Origin of the sequence: Halomicrobium zhouii, assembly GCF_900114435.1 — an archaeon.
Taxonomy (GTDB): domain Archaea; phylum Halobacteriota; class Halobacteria; order Halobacteriales; family Haloarculaceae; genus Halomicrobium; species Halomicrobium zhouii.
In genome coordinates this window covers 957271-975626 of the sequence record NZ_FOZK01000001.1, presented here as the reverse complement: position 1 = coordinate 975626, position 18356 = coordinate 957271, and the positions used below count along the sequence as shown (strand labels likewise).

11 protein-coding genes and 1 pseudogene are annotated in these 18356 nt (G+C 66.2%); 6 read left to right on the top strand and 6 right to left on the bottom strand.

Annotation, left to right across the window (positions count from 1 at the left end):
* Positions 1–78 precede the first annotated feature (78 nt).
* The 4 genes from BM337_RS04500 to uxaC form a co-directional block, all read right to left on the bottom strand.
* Positions 79–1827: an ABC transporter substrate-binding protein gene (locus BM337_RS04500; protein WP_245778604.1), complete on the bottom strand. Its 1749-nt coding sequence runs from the start codon at positions 1825–1827 to the stop codon at positions 79–81.
* A gap of 656 nt (positions 1828–2483) precedes the next feature.
* Positions 2484–3725: a mandelate racemase/muconate lactonizing enzyme family protein gene (locus tag BM337_RS04495; protein WP_089814307.1), complete on the bottom strand. Its 1242-nt coding sequence runs from the start codon at positions 3723–3725 to the stop codon at positions 2484–2486.
* 135 nt (positions 3726–3860) lie between these two features.
* Positions 3861–4949, bottom strand: coding sequence for a D-xylose 1-dehydrogenase Gfo6 (gene gfo6 / locus BM337_RS04490; RefSeq protein WP_089814305.1), 1089 nt, complete (start codon positions 4947–4949; stop codon positions 3861–3863).
* Between the two features lie 89 nt (positions 4950–5038).
* On the bottom strand, positions 5039–6406 hold the full coding sequence (uxaC, locus tag BM337_RS04485; protein ID WP_089814303.1) for a glucuronate isomerase: 1368 nt from the start codon (positions 6404–6406) through the stop codon (positions 5039–5041).
* Positions 6407–6862: 456 nt separating this feature from the next.
* Between uxaC and BM337_RS04480 the strand changes: the two genes are divergently transcribed.
* Together BM337_RS04480 and BM337_RS04475 are read left to right on the top strand one after the other, a co-directional pair.
* Positions 6863–7846, top strand: coding sequence for a mannonate dehydratase (locus BM337_RS04480; protein WP_218155511.1), 984 nt, complete (start codon positions 6863–6865; stop codon positions 7844–7846).
* A gap of 61 nt (positions 7847–7907) precedes the next feature.
* Positions 7908–8777: a fumarylacetoacetate hydrolase family protein gene (locus tag BM337_RS04475; protein WP_089814301.1), complete on the top strand. Its 870-nt coding sequence runs from the start codon at positions 7908–7910 to the stop codon at positions 8775–8777.
* A 480-nt stretch (positions 8778–9257) separates the two neighbouring features.
* Here BM337_RS04475 and BM337_RS04470 read toward each other — a convergent pair whose 3' ends face one another.
* The gene (locus BM337_RS04470; protein WP_089814299.1) at positions 9258–10790 is read right to left on the bottom strand and encodes a glycoside hydrolase family 43 protein; all 1533 of its coding nucleotides are present in this window, start codon (positions 10788–10790) and stop codon (positions 9258–9260) included.
* A gap of 351 nt (positions 10791–11141) precedes the next feature.
* Between BM337_RS04470 and BM337_RS04465 the strand changes: the two genes are divergently transcribed.
* The 3 genes and pseudogenes from BM337_RS04465 to BM337_RS21700 all read left to right on the top strand — a co-directional run bounded on the left by BM337_RS04465 (position 11142) and on the right by BM337_RS21700 (position 15207).
* Positions 11142–13400 carry an NADP-dependent malic enzyme gene (locus BM337_RS04465; protein WP_089814297.1) on the top strand — a complete coding sequence of 753 codons (2259 nt, stop codon included), beginning with the start codon at positions 11142–11144 and terminating at the stop codon, positions 13398–13400.
* Positions 13401–14289: 889 nt separating this feature from the next.
* Positions 14290–14781 (top strand): annotated as a pseudogene (locus BM337_RS21705) (NAD(P)-binding domain-containing protein); the annotation flags it as partial.
* Positions 14782–15207 (top strand): NAD-binding protein, encoded by a 426-nt coding sequence (locus BM337_RS21700; protein ID WP_281244888.1) that lies wholly within the window; start codon positions 14782–14784, stop codon positions 15205–15207.
* A 338-nt stretch (positions 15208–15545) separates the two neighbouring features.
* Here BM337_RS21700 and BM337_RS04455 read toward each other — a convergent pair whose 3' ends face one another.
* Complete coding sequence (locus tag BM337_RS04455) at positions 15546–16826, bottom strand: MFS transporter (RefSeq protein ID WP_177227154.1); 1281 nt, start codon at positions 16824–16826, stop codon at positions 15546–15548.
* A gap of 377 nt (positions 16827–17203) precedes the next feature.
* Here BM337_RS04455 and BM337_RS04450 point away from each other — a divergent pair, with 377 nt between their 5' ends.
* Complete coding sequence (locus BM337_RS04450; RefSeq protein ID WP_089814294.1) at positions 17204–17983, top strand: SDR family NAD(P)-dependent oxidoreductase; 780 nt, start codon at positions 17204–17206, stop codon at positions 17981–17983.
* Positions 17984–18356: the final 373 nt, after the last annotated feature.

Here is an 18356-nt window from a genome sequence, read left to right as displayed (position 1 = left end):
TTTTAACGTGCTCTCTCTAAGGTGTGACGGATTGTATCGAAAGATGTGGAGCGATCGAATACGGGTCCGGTTACCCGATTACTCCTGGGCCGTCAGCTTGCCCTTCCGGGGCAGCCAGAACGGCGGCCACTTGACGGCACGGTCCGGGTCGCCCTCCTCGACGATGTCCCACTCGTCGTTGGTCAGCCAGGACTGCTCGAACTTGGAGACCAGCGAGAGGAACGGCAGGTCGACGTTGTTGTGCCAGGCCGCTTCCTGGACGATCGGCATCGCCTCCTCGTTGGTCGGGACCGTCGCGATCTCCTCGACCTTCTGGAGGGGGTTGATCGTCGTCTCGCCGGAGCCGTCCATCGCGGGGATGGTCTGCTCTTCCTCGGCCGGGTAGTTGTGTCCGCCGTCCATCGCGTCGAACGCCAGCTGGTGGCGCAGCGGGAAGTACGGGAACGTCGAACGCGCCTGGCCGGGCAGCCAGTAGAACGCGGCGATGTCGAAGTTGGAGTCGATGATCCGACCCTGCCAGTCGCTCGTCGGTGCAGTCGCGACGGTCAGGTCGATGCCGAAGTCGCTGAGCCGGTCGACGATGGTGTTGGTCATCGTCGTGAAGTCCGACCAGCCAGCCGGCGTGAGGTACTCGGCGCTGAGTGCCTCGCCGTCGGGAGACTGCCAGGTGCCGCCGGACTTCGAGTAGCCCGCGTCCTCGAGGACCTGCGTCGCCGACTCGGTGTCGCTCTCGCCGACGCCGTAGTCGTTGAAGTTGCTCTTCTGGTCACCGAGCCACTGGTCGATGTTCTTCGGCGCGATCCCACAGGGGACGCTGGCCGGGAACTTCGTGCGCGGGCCCGCGTTCTCGACGAGCTCCTCGCGGTTGATGACGTAGGCGATTGCCTGTCGGACCGCGCGGTCGCCGAAGATATCGCTGTCGTGGTTGAAGACGGTCCCGTAGCCCCACTTGGCCAGGATGGACCGGATCTCGACGACGTGGTCCTGATACCCTTCGACCGTCTCCGGCGGGGCGAAGGCGCTCCAGGAACTGTCGAAGCGGCCGCCGCCCGCAGTGAAGTCCTGCTGGGGGACGCTCGCTTCCTGGTAGGCGTCGAACTGCCAGTCGCTGAAGTTGATGTTGTCCGCGTCGCGGAACTCGGGGTTGCGCTCGAAGTTCCACTCCTGCTGGCTCCGGTCGACGTACTTGAACGGACCGCTCACGAGGACGTCCTCGTCGCTGTCCTCCCAGACCCACGTCTGGACCTCGGAGGCGTCCTGGTCGAGGAACTGCTCGAACACGGAGGCCGGCGTGGAGACCCACATGTTCGACAGCTGGAACTTGACCATCTGCGGGTTCGTCTCGCCCGAGAGGTTCAGCTGGTAGGTCAGGTCGTCGACGACCTCGGTGCTCTCGACGTAGCCCCAGATGGCGCTCCCGGTCTTCTTCTGAAGCTGGAACTGGGTGTCGATGTCCTCGGTGGTTACCTGGCTCCCGTCGGACCAGGTGAGGTCGTCGCGGAACGTCAGGGTGACCGTCGTCCCGTCGAACTCCCAGTCGTCGAGGGCTTCGAGCTGGAACTCGCCGCTTTCGAAGGAGTACGCGGCGTACCGGTCGAACGCCAGTCGCGAGGCGGGCTCGGAGGCGTTCTGCGTGTGGTGTCGGTTGATCGTGTCTTCGGTGGGGTTCGTCTGCAGTGCGCTGACGTGGGTCTTGTCGATGACGCCACTCGCACCGCCGTCCTCGCCGTCGCCGCTCGACTCGTTGCCGTCCTCACCGTCGCCACCGTCGCCACCACTGTCACAGCCCGCGAGGGCCGCGGCGCCTGAAACGCCAACTAGCTCCACAAACCGTCTGCGGTCTACTAAGGAACGATATTTTGTGTTATCAGCTGCCATGATCCACTGTAATGGCCTACAGGAGTCATAATAAAACTACTGAAAGCGAAAATGGCCATCGTACCTTACGGCAGGGCTTTATCAGCAGAGATAGCCCACCGTTAGACACCAGTTACTCGGCGAACGACGCCCCCCTCAGTTTGACGACTCCCTGGTGCCCCGTTCGGAGACCGTGTTACTCTCTCCGTTGATTTCCCCACACAGGTGCCGAAATATTGTGCCGATCTTCCCTGATCGAGTAGTATAGATCCGGCCCCCGGTTCGCGCGACATGCTGTTCCTCGACCGATAGCTTCGGCCGACACGTCTGTGAATACGCGGCGAGTGAGCGCCACGCCAGCGGCCTCGCGGTCTGGTCGGACGTCCAGCGTCGATCGGGACGAGAACTCACGGTCGTTCTGTCCGAGACCGGACTGCCAGAGATATAGTGCTTCGTTCTCCGTTCGCTGTATAGCTGGTCGCTCGCAGAGCGACCAGCCTACGCCTCGTCGAACAGCGCAAATCAAAGATTTGCTGGCTCGACGAGTCGTTTCACTCCTCGTCGAACAGCCCAAATCAGAAATTTTCGTGCTTGTCGAAGCGTACGCGTCGTCGATTCGATCCGGCTTACGGAGCCGGATCGAACAGCGTCTCGCCCTCGACCATGTGCTCCTCGACGGCGTCGAGGTTCAGCGTCAGGCCGAGACCGGGCTCTTCGGGGATCTCCATGCGACCGTTCTCGATGAGGTTGTCCTCCTCGACCAGGTCCTCCCACCAGCCGAGCTGGTAGGAGTGGTACTCGAGCGCGAGCGAGTTCGGGATGGCCGTGGCGACCTGTGCCGAGGCCATGGTCCCGATGGGGGAAGAGACGTTGTGCATCGCGACGGGGATGTAGTACATCTCCGCGAGGTCGGCGATCTTTCGGGTCTCGCGCATGCCACCGACGCGGGGCAGGTCGGGCGCGATGATGTCGACGGCCTGCGGTTCGAGCAGGGTGCGCTGGCCGTACTTGCGGTAGACGTTCTCCCCGACGGCGATGGGCGTCGTCGTGGACTTCGTGACGTTCTCCTGGACGTCGTGGTTCTCCGGCGGGACGGGGTCCTCGAGCCACCAGACGTCGTACGGTTCGAGGGCCTCGGCCAGGCGCTTGGCCGAGCCGCCAGTGAACGACCAGTGGCAGTCGAAGGCGACGTCGGCGCGGTCGCCGACGCGCTCGGTGACTTCCTCGACGATCTCGACCTTGTGGTCGATCTCGGGGTTCCGGAGGTGGCGGTTGGCCCGGTCCTTCTCGTGGCCGGAGGGAACGTCGAGGTCGAACTTGATGGCGTCGTAGCCCAGGTCCTCGACGACGCGCTCACCTTCGTCGGCACAGGCCACCGGGTTGGCCTCGTCTTCGGTGTGGAGGTCACAGTAGACGCGGACCTCGTCGCGGTACTTGCCGCCGACGAGCTGGTAGGCCGGCACGTCGAGGAGCTTGCCAGCGACGTCGTGGAGTGCGATCTCGATGCCGGAGATGGCGGAGATCGTCTTGCCGGAGATGGAGCCCTCACCGGACATCTTCTGGACGAGGTGCTCGTAGAGCCGGTCGATGTCCAGCGGGTTCTCGCCGACGATGAACGGCTTCATCCGCTCGATGATGGCCGTGTCGCCGCCGCCCCAGTAGGACTCACCGGTGCCCACGACGCCGGCGTCGGTGTAGACGCGGACGAGGATCCACGGGTAGTTCCCGTCGACCATCGTCGTCTGGACGTCGGTGATCTCGACGTCACGCGCGTCGCCGCGGCTGTTCGTGAGTCCCATCGTCTCCGAGGAGAGGTCGCGCATCGTGTACTCCGCGTTCGGATCACGGAGCTTGGCGTGGTCTACCATCCTACTCCGACGATGCCGAGCGAGTATAGTAAAGGTTCTGAAGTAGCGGCCGGATTCCGCGTCTCCGGCGATGGTTACGCCACCTGAACGGCGGTACGAGGCGGAGCGAACGAGGAGAGTCGGGGCCGGCGGTCGCTACTCGACCGTCACGCGTTCGCCGGTCTCTGCGGCGTCGTAGATGGCCTTCAGCGCGTACATGTCGTCGAGTCCGTGCTGGCCGTCGGGGCCGATGGGTTCCTCGCGGAGGACCCGGTCGGCGAAGTAGTCGAACTCCTCGGTCATCTCGCTGCCCATCATGTCCCGGCGCCCGGAGTCGATCTCCACCGTTCGGTCCCCCCGCCGGAGCGTCAGCGTCTGGGGCGTCTGGCCGAGGAAGATGGGGTCGATGGTCAGTTCGCCCTCGGTGCCGATGACGCTGAAGCGACCCGAGAGCTGTGCGTTCTGGCTCGCGGTGTACGCCGCAGTCGTCCCGTCGGCGTACTCGACGGTGAAGCTGGCGTGCTCGTCGGGGACCTTCGAGAACGCCTGATGTTCGCTGCGCATCATCGCCGTGGCCGCGACGGGTTCGGCGTCGAGGACGAACCGCGCGGTGTTGAGCGGGTAGATGCCGAGATCCATCACCGTCGCGCCGTAGCCGGCCTTGTCGGGGTCCACGCGCCACTGGTCCACGTCGTCCGAGACGACGTCCAGCATCGTCTGAGTCATGTGTCCCTCGACGGCGACGGGCTCGCCGATGGCGCCCTCGTGGATCAGTTCGCGCATGCGGCGCACGTCCGGGTCCGTCTGCATCCGGTAGGCGGTCATCAGCGGGATGTCCTCGGCGGCGGCGACGAGATCCTCGGCGCGCTCGACAGTCGCCTCCAGGGGCTTCTCGCAGAGGACGGCCTTGTCGTGTTCGGCGGCGGCCTCGACGTACTCCTTGTGGTAGGCGTTGGGCGTGCAGACGTAGAGGGCGTCGTAGGCGTCGACGGCCTCGCCGTCGATCAGCTCGTCGTAGGTCAGCGCGACCTCGACCGTCTCGTTCTCGTCGCGCACGCGAGCGGCCTTGTCCTCGCTCCCGCTGACGACGGCCGTCGTCTCGCAGAACTCGGAGTCCTCCACCGCCGGCATCGCCTCCTCCATCGTCCACCATCCCAGTCCGATCATCGCGACGCGGAGCGTCCCCGAGTCCAGTTCCTGCCAGTCCCGTTCGGTGAACTCCGCGAGGTAGTCCTCGATTGCCATACTCGGGAGTCCCTGTCGACCGCAAAAAGTGTAGCCATCTGCCCGCGACGGGCGGTGGAGAGCGCCAGGACGGGCTTACACCACCAGTATCAGAACCCGTACAGCTCCCGGGGTCGGTCGTAGGCGACGTGCCTGACCAGTCGCTCGGCGTTACCCTCCGGAATCTGGCCCCGCTCGACCATCCGGCCGACGACGTTGGCGAGGGTCCGCCGGAACATCTCGAAGCGCGAGCCGTAGGAGACGAGTTTCCGCGAGTCGCTCACCATCCCGGCGTGGTTGGCCAGCAAGTCGACGGAGGCGGCGTACTCCAGCTGGTCCTCCATCCCGTAGGGGCTGTCGTTGAACCACCAGGCCGGCCCGATGCTCACGTTCGGGTACGCGCGAGCGACCGTGCCGACGGAGTAGTAGTGACTCGGGTCGAGGACGTACAGCACCACCTCGAACTCCCCGTCGAAGCGGTCGAGGAAGTAGTCCAGCCCCTCGACGACGTCGACGTCCTGCGTCGAGACGTCGCCGCCGGCGTTCGGCCCGAGTTCCTCGAACAGCGACTGGCGGTAGCTCCGCACGGCGCCGACGTGCAACTGGGTGACCCAGCCGCGCTCGGCGTTCAGTTCGCCGACGAACTCCAGCACGTAGGCCTTCCAGTCGCGGACCTCTCGCTCAGAGAGGTTCTCCCCCCGACGTGCGCGTTCGTATATATCGGCCGCCCGGTCGTCGCTGACGGGCCGCGAGATGGGGTCCGTCCCGGTGCCGACGTCACACGCGACGCAGCCGTGGTCGGCGAAGTACTGGTGGGTCTCCCGGAGCGCGGCGCGGAACCCGACGAGGTCCGAGACGTCGCCCCCGGTGACGTCGTCGAGTTCGTCGACGAACGCGTCCCACGCGTCGGTCTCGATCTTCAGCGCCCGGTCGGGCCGCCAGGTGGGCCGAACGTCCACGCCGTCGACCTCGTCTTCGGCCCGTTCGTGATATTCGAGCCGATCGGTCGGGTCGTCGCTGCTGCACAGCACCTCCACGTCCATGTCCCGGAGGACCTGCTGGGGTCGCATCGCGTCGGACTGGAGCTGATCTTTCGTCTCCGCCCAGATCTCGTCCGCGGTGTCGCTGTTGATCGGCTCGTGGATGTCGAACCGGCGCTTCAGGTCGAGGTGGACCCACTCGTATGTCGGGTTGCCCGCCATGTCGGGAAAGACCTCGGCGAGTGCCGTCCACTTCTCCCGGTTACGCGCGTCGCCGGTGATCTTTGCTTCGGGCACGCCGCGCTTGCGCATCAGCTGCCAGACGTAGTGGTCCGTGGCGCCCTCGACCTCCCAGATGTCGGCCCAGTGCTCGTTCTCGACGACCTCCGCCAGGTCGACGTGGTTGTGCGGGTCGACAACGGGGAGGTCGGCGATGGACTGGTAGAGGTCCCGTGCCGCGTCGGATTCGAGGAGATAGTCGTCGTCGAGGAAGCTCATATCAGTGGAATTGGCTGATCTGGGCATCAAAGTTTCCCTCGGAGTCGTTCGGGGTATCGGGAGGTACGGTAGAACGAGAGCAACATGGACCGACAACAGCCCGAAAGCCCCCTCGCGCTCGTCGGCTGCGAACCGCGCTGCGCTCCTCGGCTTCGCCTGCGGTGCTTGCGGGCTCTCGCTCGACGAGCGCTCGGCCCCTTTCAGTCCCACCCCATCGGATAATCAACAGGGCGGGACTGAAAGGGGCGACCTGTTCGCCTCCCGTGGGTCGCTGCGCTCCTCACTCGCTCCGCTCGTTGCGGTGCTTACTTCCCCAGGGTTCGGCGAACCGATCGGGGCTTTCTGGTTGTTTGCGGTTACTGTATTGCCGTCGGATTCGTCTCCCGTCACCCCTCCAACCCAGTCATCACGACGTATGCCGAAGGTATATTGCCGAGCTAGACCCAACCCCGCCCCATGGACACGACGGTCATGCTGCCGCCGCGGCCGGACAGGCGCTGGACGCTGGCCCAGCAACTGGGCATCGACACCGCGGTGGTCCGGTTCTGGGGCGAGGAGGAGTGGTGGGAGTACGATACCCTCGTGCGCACGAAGAATCGCTTCAAGGACCACGGCTTCTCGCTGGACGTCGTCGAGGACCGGCCGCCGATGGAGAAGACGGTGCTGGGCAAGGAAGGTCGCGACGAGGAGATAGCCACGGTCAAGCAGCTCCTCCGGAACATGGGCGAACTCGGCATCGAGGTGTACTGCTGGGTGTGGACCGAACTGCCTGTCGGCGTCCCCAGAACGTCGGACTCCATCCCCCTGCGCGGTGGCTCCCTGACGACGGGGTACGACCACCGGGACATGGAGGGTGCAGGCCCCCATCCGGAGGCGGGCATCACCGAGGAGGAACTGTGGGACAACCTCCAGTACTTCCTCGACGAGATCGTCCCCGTCGCCGAGGAGGCCGGGGTCAAACTCGCCCTCCACCCCGACGACCCGCCGATCTCACCGGTCCGCGGCGTTCCCAGACTGGTCACGTCACTCGAGAGTTTCGAGCGCATCCTCGAGATGCACCCCAGTCCGAACCACGGCGTCACGTTCTGCCAGGGCAACTTCGCGGCGATGGGCGAGGACGTCCCCGAAGCCATCGACCGACTCGCCGACGACATCCACTTCGTCCACTTCCGGGACGTGGAGGGGACCCCCGACTCGTTCGTCGAGACGTGGCAGGACGAGGGGCCGACGGATATGCTGGCGACGATGCGGGCCTACGAGGCCGCGGGCTTCGACGGGCCCATCCGGCCCGACCACGTCCCGAAGATGGCCGGCGAGGACGACCGCGAGGAAGCCCACGCCGGCTACACCGACATGGGCCGGTTGTTCGCCGTGGGGTACATGAAAGGGCTCATGGAACAGGCGGCCGACGAACCGTCATTGGACGACCGTCGAAACTGACGGCCTCGCCGTCCCTGAGATGCGATAACACTATTTACACGGAGGGGATTTTCCAAGGTGCATGAAATACTATCGCGTCGCGGCCGACGGCTCCCCGCGTCTCGCGGTCCGGACGGCCGACACCGCCTACGATCTGACCAGTGCGAAGGCCGAACTCACTTCCTTTCTCGACCTCGTTCGCGCCGCGAGTATCACCGACCGGACGATAGACGAGGTGACCGACCAGCTCGTCGGGAACGCCGACGAGATCGACGTCGACACTCTGGAGAGCGATATCGCCGCACCTGTCGCGCCGAGTGAGGTCTGGGCCGCGGGCGTCACCTACCAGATCAGCGAGGAGGCCCGTGAGGCCGAGAGCGCGATGCCCGACATGTACCGCGAGGTGTACAACAGCGAGCGCCCGGAGATCTTCTTCAAGGCGACGCCGAACCGCACCGTCGGGCCGAACGACCGCGTGGGGATCCGCGAAGACTCCGAGTGGGACGTGCCGGAGCCGGAACTCGCCGTCGTCCTCTACCGCGGCGACGTCGTCGGGTACACCATTGGCAACGACATGTCCAGTCGCTCCATCGAGGGCGAGAACCCGCTCTACCTCCCGCAGGCGAAGATCTACGACCGCTGTTGTTCCATCGGTCCCTGCGTCACATCCGCGGCGGGCGTCGGCGACCCCCACGACCTGGAGATGTCGATGACCATCGAGCGCGACGGCGAGCAGGTGTTCGAGGGTTCGACCACCACGGCGAACATGGCCCAGACCTGCGAGGACCTGGTCTCCTACTACAACCGCCACAACGCCGTCCCCGAACTGGCCGTCCTGCTGACCGGCACCGCCATCGTCCCCGACGAGTCCTTTACCCTGCAGGAGGACGACCACGTCAGCATCGACCTCGAGAAGATCGGCACCCTCGAGAACGACGTCACCGTCGTCTGAGGCAGCGACCGGGACGACACTCCCGCTACTTCTCTGCAACCACAGACTCGGCCAGGACGGCCGAGTTCGCCGGATTTCAGCCGAAGTGGGGCTCTGCGCCGACGGCAGCGAGTCGGCCGACGCCGCAGGCTGTCCACGAGGCACCGACGGCGGTGGTCGGAAGGTCGTCCCCGTCGAGTGCCTCGGCCCGAACCGCTCCTCGTCGGTGCAGGTCCGACGAGTCGGGAACGAAGCTACCTCATTCATCTAACATCCACGGGTTCGTTCTCCCGGACTGTCTGGTCCAGTTATCACGGCAGATACGAACGATCGAGGGACAGACCGCCGAAATCACCCGGTTTCGTCGGATACGCCGCCCGCCCGATCACTATATTGATTCGATTCTGAGTTAATAAATTCGCCAAAATCGATCGTCTCAGATTTCGTAACACTATACGATTCGTGACAGGACGACCGCACCTCGCGTTCGTCGCGAGGGAGTTACGACTCCATCGGCCCGTACTCGAAGTCGGTGAATCGGGCGGCCGATTCACAGTCGCTGCCGTCGCCCGTCGCGTAGAGGCCGACGTAGACGCCCGTAAAGCCAGTCGCCACCTCCGTCGAGAGGTAGCGGGCGTCTACCGTCGCGAGCGTCGTGGTACTCCCGGGTGCGCCGTCTGTCGGTTCGGCGAACAGGTCGTAGGACCGTGGGGACGCCTCGATGGAGAGAGTCACGGGACCGTCCGGAAGCGACAGTTCGGCCACTTCCTCGGTCGACGGGCCGATGCGGAGACGGGCGAGGGCGCGGCGTTCGCCTCCGCGTTCGACGACGGCGACGTCGTAGTGGTGGTCCTCGTTCATCAGCGCCGTCAGGCCGGCCTCCTCGCCCGTGTCCGGGTCGAAAGAGAGCCGGCACGTGGCGCGGCAGTCGTGGTGTTGCTGGCGTCGGCCGAGGAACGTCGCGTGAGGGTCGTCGAGTGTGTCGGGGCCGCCGGAAAGCACGAGGGCGTCCCCCTCGATGCGGTAGCGCTCGCGGTCGGGATTGCGCCGGTAGTTCCACTCCGGGCCGAGATCGGCGGTGTCCGTCGCGTCCGCGAACGGGTCGACCGTCCTGGTCCACGCCCGGTCACCCGTCGCTTCGAGGTCGGTGTCGTCGACGGACATCGCCAGTTCGACGACGTCGTCGCCGTTGACGACCGGCCAGCCGTCCGCCCAGGTCACCGGCGCCAGGAACGTCTCGCGGCCGAGCTGGTGGTAGGGGACGTGCTCGCCCTGCTGGCGGATGCCCAGGAAGGTCATCCACCAGGACCCGTCGTGGGCCTGGACGAGGTCGCCGTGGCCCGTCGCGGCGATGGGTTGCATCACGCGCGAGCGATGGGAGAAAATCGGGTTGTCGGGGTGGTCCTCGAACGGCCCGGTCGGGTCGTCGCTTCGTGCTACGGAGACCACGTGCTGACCGTGCGTCCCGCCCTCCGCGGCGAGGAGGTAGTAGGTCCCCTCGACCTCGTAGAGGTGCGGGGCTTCGGTGAACGCGTCGTCCAGGCCCGCCCAGATCGTCGCCGACTCGCCCGTCTCGCCGGTCTCCCCGGTTTCGAGGTCGACCGGCGTCTGCCGAATGGCGTCGTCGTTCGCGTACGTGACGTAGACCTGGTCGTCGTCCCAGAACAGGTCCGGGTCGTAGCCGGGCGCGTCGATCCAGACCGGATCTGACCACTCGCCGCGGGGGTCCTCGGCCGTCACGACGAAGTGACCGCCCGCGGCGACGTTCGTCGTCACCAGGTAGAAGGTGCCCTCGTGGTGGCGCAGCGTCGGGGCGAAGATGCCCTCCGAGGCGTCGACGTCGTCGAGCGGGAGCTGTTCGTCCCGCGTGAGTGCGTGGCCGATCGGCTCCCAGTCGGCGAGGTTCTCGCTGTGGTACAGCGGGACGCCGGGGAAGTACTCGAACGTGCTCGTCGCGAGGAAGTAGTCCTCGCCGGCGCGACAGACGGTCGGGTCCGGGTGGCAGCCCGGAAGCACGGGATTCGCGTAGTCCATGCCACGTGACGGCGTGGCACTGTCTTCAGCCTGTTGCCTTCGTGGGGCCGAAAGTTCGACAGTCGTCGTAGACAGGTTTTAGTATCGTCGACGTGAGGTCCCGAATAGATGGAGACCAGCTGTCCACGCTGCCAGGAGTCGATGCAGCGAACACACGGAAGCGTCACGTGTCCCCACTGCGAGTACGTGCCCCCGCACGGGTCGGACTGATAGTGTCGGTGAAACGTCCCGACCGACGCCACGAGCAGTCGGCCGGAGCCGACGTCGACGCTCCGGCGAGCACCGCCTGTCGGATTCGCGCTCGTCGATAGCTGTAGTGACCTTTAACAGGCAGTTCCACGTACACCGAACATGGGACTCGACGACGAATCACGGGAGTATCACCGCGCCGACCCGCCGGGGAAGATAGCCATCGAGACGACCAAGCCCACGAACACCCAGCGAGACCTCTCGCTGGCGTACTCGCCGGGCGTCGCCGCTCCCTGCCGCGACATCGACGAGGACCCCGAACAGGCCTTCAGCTACACGGCCAAGGGGAACCTCGTCGGGGTCGTCTCCGACGGATCCGCCGTCCTCGGGCTGGGCGACATCGGTGCCCAGGCCTCCAAACCCGTCATGGAGGGGAAGGGCGTCCTGTTCAAGCGCTTCGCAGACATCGACGTATTCGACGTGGAACTGGACACCGACGACACGGACGGGATGATCGAGGCGATCCGGATGATGGAGCCCACCTTCGGCGGGATCAACCTCGAAGACATCGCCGCCCCGGAGTGTTTCGAGATCGAACGGCGCCTGAGCGAGGAGATGGACATCCCCGTCTTCCACGACGACCAGCACGGCACCGCCATCATCTCCGGGGCCGCGCTGGTCAACGCCGCCCGCATCGCCGACAAGGACCTCGGAGACCTCGACGTCGTCTTCTCCGGCGCGGGCGCCAGCGCCATCGCTTCTGCCCGGTTCTACGAGAGCCTCGGCGTCGACGAGGACAACATCGTCATGTGTGACTCCGGCGGGATCATCACCACCGACCGCGTGGAACACGAGGGACTCAACAAGTTCAAGGCCGAGTTCGCTCGCGACATCCCCGAGGGCGACCTGGCCGACGCCATGGAGGGCGCCGACGTGTTCGTCGGCCTCTCGATCGGCGGCATCGTCGACCAGGAGATGGTCCGGTCGATGGCCGACGACCCCGCCATCTTCGCGATGGCCAACCCGGACCCCGAAATCTCCTACGAGGACGCCAAAGACGCCCGCGACGACACCGTCATCATGGCGACCGGGCGCTCGGACTACCCGAACCAGGTCAACAACGTCCTCGGGTTCCCGTTCATCTTCCGCGGTGCGCTGGACGTCCGCGCGACCGAGATCAACGAAGAGATGAAGGTGGCCGCCGCCGAGGCGCTGGCCGAACTCGCCCGCGAGGACGTCCCCGACGCCGTCGTCAAAGCGTACGGCGACCAGCCCCTGCAGTTTGGCCCCGACTACATCATCCCGAAACCGCTAGACCCGCGCGTCCTGTTCGAGGTGACCCCCGCGGTCGCCGAGGCCGCCATCGACTCCGGCGTCGCCCGCACCGACACGGATCTGGACATGGACGCCTACGTCGAGGAACTGGAGGCTCGCCTCGGGAAGTCCCGCGAGATGATGCGTGTCGTCCTCAACAAGGCCAAGAACGACCCCAAGCGCGTGGTGCTGGCCGAGGGCGACGACGAGAAGATGATCCGCGCCGCCGCCCAGCTCGTCGACCAGGGCATCGCCGAACCCGTCCTCATCGGCGACGGCGACGACATCGCCAGGACCGTCGACCGCCTCGGCCTGGAGTTCGAACCGACCGTCGTCGACCCGAGCGAGGGCGAACTCGCCGCCTACGCCGACCGGCTCTACGACCTGCGCAAGCGCAACGGCGTCACGCGACGCGAGGCCGGCGAACTGATCCGCGACGGCAACTACCTCGGCAGCGTGATGGTCGAGATGGGCGACGCCGACGCGATGCTGACCGGGCTGACCCACCACTACCCCTCCGCGCTGCGCCCGCCCCTGAAGGTCATCGGGACGGCGCCGGACGCCAACTACGCCGCCGGCGTCTACATGCTGACGTTCAAGAACCGCGTCGTCTTCTGTGCCGACGCGACGGTGAACTTCGACCCCGACGCGGACGCCCTCGAAGAGATCACCCGCCACACCGCCGAACTCGCCCGGAGCTTCAACGTCGAACCGCGCGCCGCGCTGCTGTCGTACTCCAACTTCGGCAGCGTCGACACCGACGCGACGCGGGCGCCGCGCGAGGCTGCGAGCCGCCTCCGCGACGACCCGACCGTCGAGTTCCCCGTGGACGGCGAGATGCAGGCCGACACGGCCGTCGTCGAGGACATCCTCGAGGGCACCTACGAGTTCTCGGACCTGGACGACCCGGCGAACGTCCTCGTCTTCCCGAACCTGGAGGCCGGTAACATCGCTTACAAACTGCTCCACCGCCTCGGTAACGCCGAGGCCATCGGCCCGATGCTCGTCGGGATGGACAAGCCGGTCCACGTCCTCCAGCGCGGCGACGAAGTGAAAGACATCGTCAACCTCGCGGGCGTCGCCGTCGTCGACGCACAGAACGAGTAACCGGCGCGAGCGAAGCGAGTGTGGGCTCGCGGGAGCGTCACTCCTGCGGTGTTTTTGGTCCAGATTTTGGACGAGCAGGGAACGCAGGGCCGAATACGGCCAGCATTCGTCCCGAACCGTCGCCTTCGACGCGGACGGGTACTTTGCGCACAACTGTTCACCTTTGCTGAACAAAATGGCGCCCGGCCCGGGCTCCGTCGACGGGCTGGACAGGGTTTCCAGGGAGGGCCGCTCCCGCGTCGATTCAACCGTTTGGACCGACCTGAACCGTCAATACACGCTATCATCGGCGGCAACCGAGGACAGTCGAAACGGCGCCGGCGCGATACGTCGCGTGGCGACCAGAACGTGGGCCAGGAAGACTGATCATCCACACAGTATCCCAGATGCTGCGTCTATCCCACCACACTTGTGGCAACATACTCAGCAATACTATCAATTGATTCTGCCACAGGTCCATATTCGTCAGATTTGTCCTGTTCGCACTCTCGTTCCCTCTTCCTGAACGGATCGGCATCCAGCGTCCCAGAATCGCCCTCCCTGTGCGCGACTCTGGCCGGTGCTCGCGAAGCGGGGACCGCACAGAGTACAGTCGGTCACCGGTGAGCGTTCCAGCAGATGGACCAGAACCGTCACACGGCGACTACTGGATCGCTCACCGGCACCCCGATAGCGATCGGTACCCGCGACCAGTCGTGCCCTGCCGAACCTCTCGATGCCGAGATTGTTCAGAATTGGGGAACCCGACTGGCGGAGACGACTGGCAAGTCCCGGCCCAGAAATATAACAAAATTAAACCCGTTATCTCTATCGTCCGATAGCCTCGCACAGGTGGTCAATGGCAGACGAGTGACGACGTGGGAACGGGCGAGCGTCACGACAGACAGTCCGTCGGGACACTTTTTGTCCGGCCGTCCGAGGATCGAAGCGATACATGAAGGCAATCGGCATCGTCGGCGTCGGATACATCGGCTCGCTGTTCCTCGACGAACTGCTCGACGCGGGATACGACGTGTCGGTCGTCGACGTCGACGACGAACAGGTTCGGGCGGCGACGGAGCGCGGTGCGTCCCACGCGGACACGCCGGCCGAGCTCGCGCGATCGACGGACGCCGTCGTCGTGGCACTGCCCGGGTCGCCCGAGGTGGAGGCGACGATGGACGGTGAGGACGGGCTGCTGGCAGGACTCGAAGCGGGCCAGGTCCTCGTCGACGCCACGACGACGCTCCCGGAGACGTCCGTCGCGTGCGAACGACTGTGTCGCGAACGCGGCGCCCAGTTCGTCGAGGCGCCCATCACCGGGGGCTCGCCGCGCCCGGGCTATCACGTGATGGTTGGCGGGTCCGAAACCGCCTACGGCGCCGCGAGGGAGATCCTCGACGTGATCTGCGACGACCACGTCCGCATCGGCGACGTCGGCGACGCCACGGTGTTCAAGCTCGCACTCCAGCTGCGATACGCGGGCCAGCAGGCCGTCGACGCCGAGGTCGTCGAGTTCTGCCGCGACAACGGCGTCGACCCGGCGCCGCTCAACGAGTTCCTGGAACTCGGCGTCTGGGACCGGTACTTCACCGGTGAGTACGAACAGGCGATCCAGGGGCTCGGCGGACTCGAAATCTGGCACAAGGACGTCGGCTACGCTCGCCAGGTCGCCCGCGAGAACGGCACCGCGCTCCCGCTCGCGGCCGTCGTCCACGAGGCGTACAAGGCGACGGTCCGCCGGGTCGAGGAGGACGAGGGCCACGCCGCGGCGGTGATCGAGTACTGGCGGACGCTCAACGACGCCGAGGACCGCGACGCGCGGTAGTCAGCCCACAAACCACGCGCAACGACGGATGGGCGGGGAGGGGCGTGGACCCGGCCCGTGTTACTCTGCCACACGAATTTCGGAGATCGTCCGCCACTACCGGACGGTACGGCCGGGCGATCTCGTCGGATTCGGGCCCAGATGCCACTGATTCGGCGAAGAAACGTCCTGTAAGGAGTTTACGGGAAACTGAGTTTTCCGTTATAACCGGAAGGAAATTCGGATTTCGCGGGAAATCCGGGAGTGAGCGCCGAAATGCGTCATAGAGGCGGTCTAGCGCCGTTTCGAGTGAAAGTCGTCCGGCACTGCCGGAAGCATGGAACGGGCGGCCGACGACGTCAGTGCTGCTCGCTGGCGACGGGTTCGGGCGCCGGCGCGTCCTGCAGGCGAAAGACGATGGCAGCGGTCAGGGCCGTCGCCAGCGCCGCGACGGCGGCGACGGCGAAGAAGGCGACCTGCACGTCGAAGCGCTCGATGAGGAAGCCGAACACCGGCGGGGCGACGGCGCTGCCGAGCATGATGCCGATGGTGATGATCGCGAAGCTCTTGCCGACCGCGCCCTCCCCGGCGAGTCGCTGGGTCAGCGTGTCCCTGGCAGGCCCCTCGAGGCTCCTGACGGCGCCGACGAGCAGGAAGAGCCCGACAGCTGCGAGTGCCGGAACTGACCCGGTCGCGATGATCCCGACGAGCGCCGTGAGGCCGACGAAGCTCCCCAGCAGGACCGGCGCCGGCGAGAAGCGGTCGGTAAGCGAGCCGCCGACGAGGACGCCGACCGCGCCGGTGAGGAACAGCCCCGTCAGCGCCAGGTTCGCCCGATCGAGCCCGACCCCGTACGTGTCGGTCAGGAAGACGACGGCGTAGGAACTCAGCCCCCAGTTGGCCGTCGAGGCGACCAGCGCCAGTGCGGCGAGGACGAGGATCGCTGGGTCGGCCAGCAGCGACCCGAGTTCCGACCGGACACGTTCGGCCGCGCTCGCGGAGCCAGTCGATCCGGCGACGTTCGGCCCCGTGATGGACCGGTCGACCCGGCGGGCGAACAGCACGGTGACGATGACGGCGTATCCCAGGCCCACGACTCCGAGGAGGCCGACAGCGTGGCGCCAGGTGAGTCCCGGGACGCCCATGATCGCGGTGATGACGACCGGCGGCGTGGCGAACCCGAACGTGCCGCCGACGTTGTACACCGAGAAGGCGCGCCCGCGGACCGCCTCCGACGTCGCGTCAGTCAGCAGCGGGTAGTGGGCAGGGTGGTGGCCGGCGACGCCGACGCCCACGATGGCCTGGCCGACGACCAACCACTCGAACGTCGGGGCCGCTGCGACCACGAGGACGCCCGCCGCGCCGAGGAACGAGGACAGCGCCAGGGCCAGCGTCCGGTCGTAGTGGTCCGCGAGGTGACCGAACGGCAGCTGGAACACGGTGTTCGTCAGCGCCTGGACGCCCAGCGCGACGCCCAGCAGCGCGAGCGAGACCCCGAATTCCCCGGAGAGCACCGTGAGTATCGGCGGCAACAGGACGAGGTACATGTGGTTGACGTACTGCGACCCGCTGATCAGGCCGACGACCAGCGCGGACTCTCGGGGGATCCGACGAACGGTAGCGAGCGCTCCGTCCAGCATCTGTCCAGTACCAGGCGATCCGTCGTCTAAAAGGGTGCCACTGCGGCAACCACTGGGAAGCCGTCGTCGGCCCATCGACCAGTCGGCCCGTCGACCCATCGGTCCGCCGGTCCGGCCACGCGCCGGCAGACGTGAACCCCCGGGTATAGCTTTACAGTCCCGCTCGTCCACGTCCCGTGTCGCAACGTCGCCGAACACCTCCGCATCTCGCTCCCGGAGCTTCGGGCCTGCCTCGACGAGCGGGGCCACGCCGGCCCGGGATGCGGTCGAGACCGACTTCTTCGAGTCAGTCCGGGAGTGAGACGGACGGGAAGACCCCCGTGAGGGGTGCGCGGCCCCGGGTGAACATATAACACCGAATCCCACGAACGTCCGGTGTGCCACTCGATTACACCCACACACCTGTCGGAGCGGACGGCAAGACGGTCGTCGCGGTCGGTGCGACCAGCGGCATCGGTCGCGCCATCGCGCTCGGGTTCGCAGAGGAGGGCGCCGACGTCGTCGCCACCTCCCGGTCCGAGGCCCGCGTGGAACGGACGGCGACAGAGCTCAGGGAGCGAGGCGCCGAGACTATCGAGGTGACCTGCGACGTCACGGTTCGGGACGACCTGGTCGACCTGCGCGACGCCGTCTTCGAGGCCTTCGGCGGCGTCGACGTGCTGGTGTACGCACCGAGCTACATCGCCCGCGAGTCGGTCCTCGACGTCTCCGAAGAGCAGTGGGACGACGTCGTCGACGTCCACCTCAAGGGGGCCCACCAGGCCACCCAGCTATTCGCCCGCGAGATGGACGAGGGGGCCATCGTCCACGTGGCGTCGGCCTCCGCGAAGACGGCCATCCCGAACCTGGCAGCCTACTCCGTGGCGAAGGGCGGCCTCGACACGCTCGTCCGCGTCGCCGCGGACGAACTCGGTCCGGAGATACGGGTGAACGCCGTCCGACCCGGATTCGTCCGCAGCGAGCAGACCGAGGGGACCTACACCGAGGGGGAACCCCGTTTCGAGACGATTCGCCAGCGGACGACCGGCGAACGGCTCGGGAAGCCCGAAGAGATCGTCGGCGCAGCGGTCTACCTCGCGAGCGACGCGGCGAGCTACACGACCGGCGAGATACTCACCGTCGACGACGGGTTCATCGCAGCGACGTTCGAGGAGTGACGACTCCGGGTCGGTCAGGGAAAGTCGGGGTCAGCAAAGATCGGGGGTCAGCAAAGGTGGGTGGGTGGAAGTCTACAGCGCTACCCTCCGAAGTAGCGCAGGGCAGACAGTTACAGGCGACCGGGCCGTCCCGAACTACCACTGATGACGGGTGGATCACGGCAGCTGTTGGGAAACTGACTCGGGTGCTTGTGCCTCGTCATCGTGAACGATGACGACGATGTCGCCTGTACAACTGGCTTCTCGCGGATATCATAAAAAGGTTTGGGAGAGAGTCACAGTCAATCGGCCGGTCACGCCTCGCCAGCGGTCGGGCACGCCTCGCCAGCGGTCGGGCACCGACTGCGCCGCCCACCAACTGTTATGTGCGGCC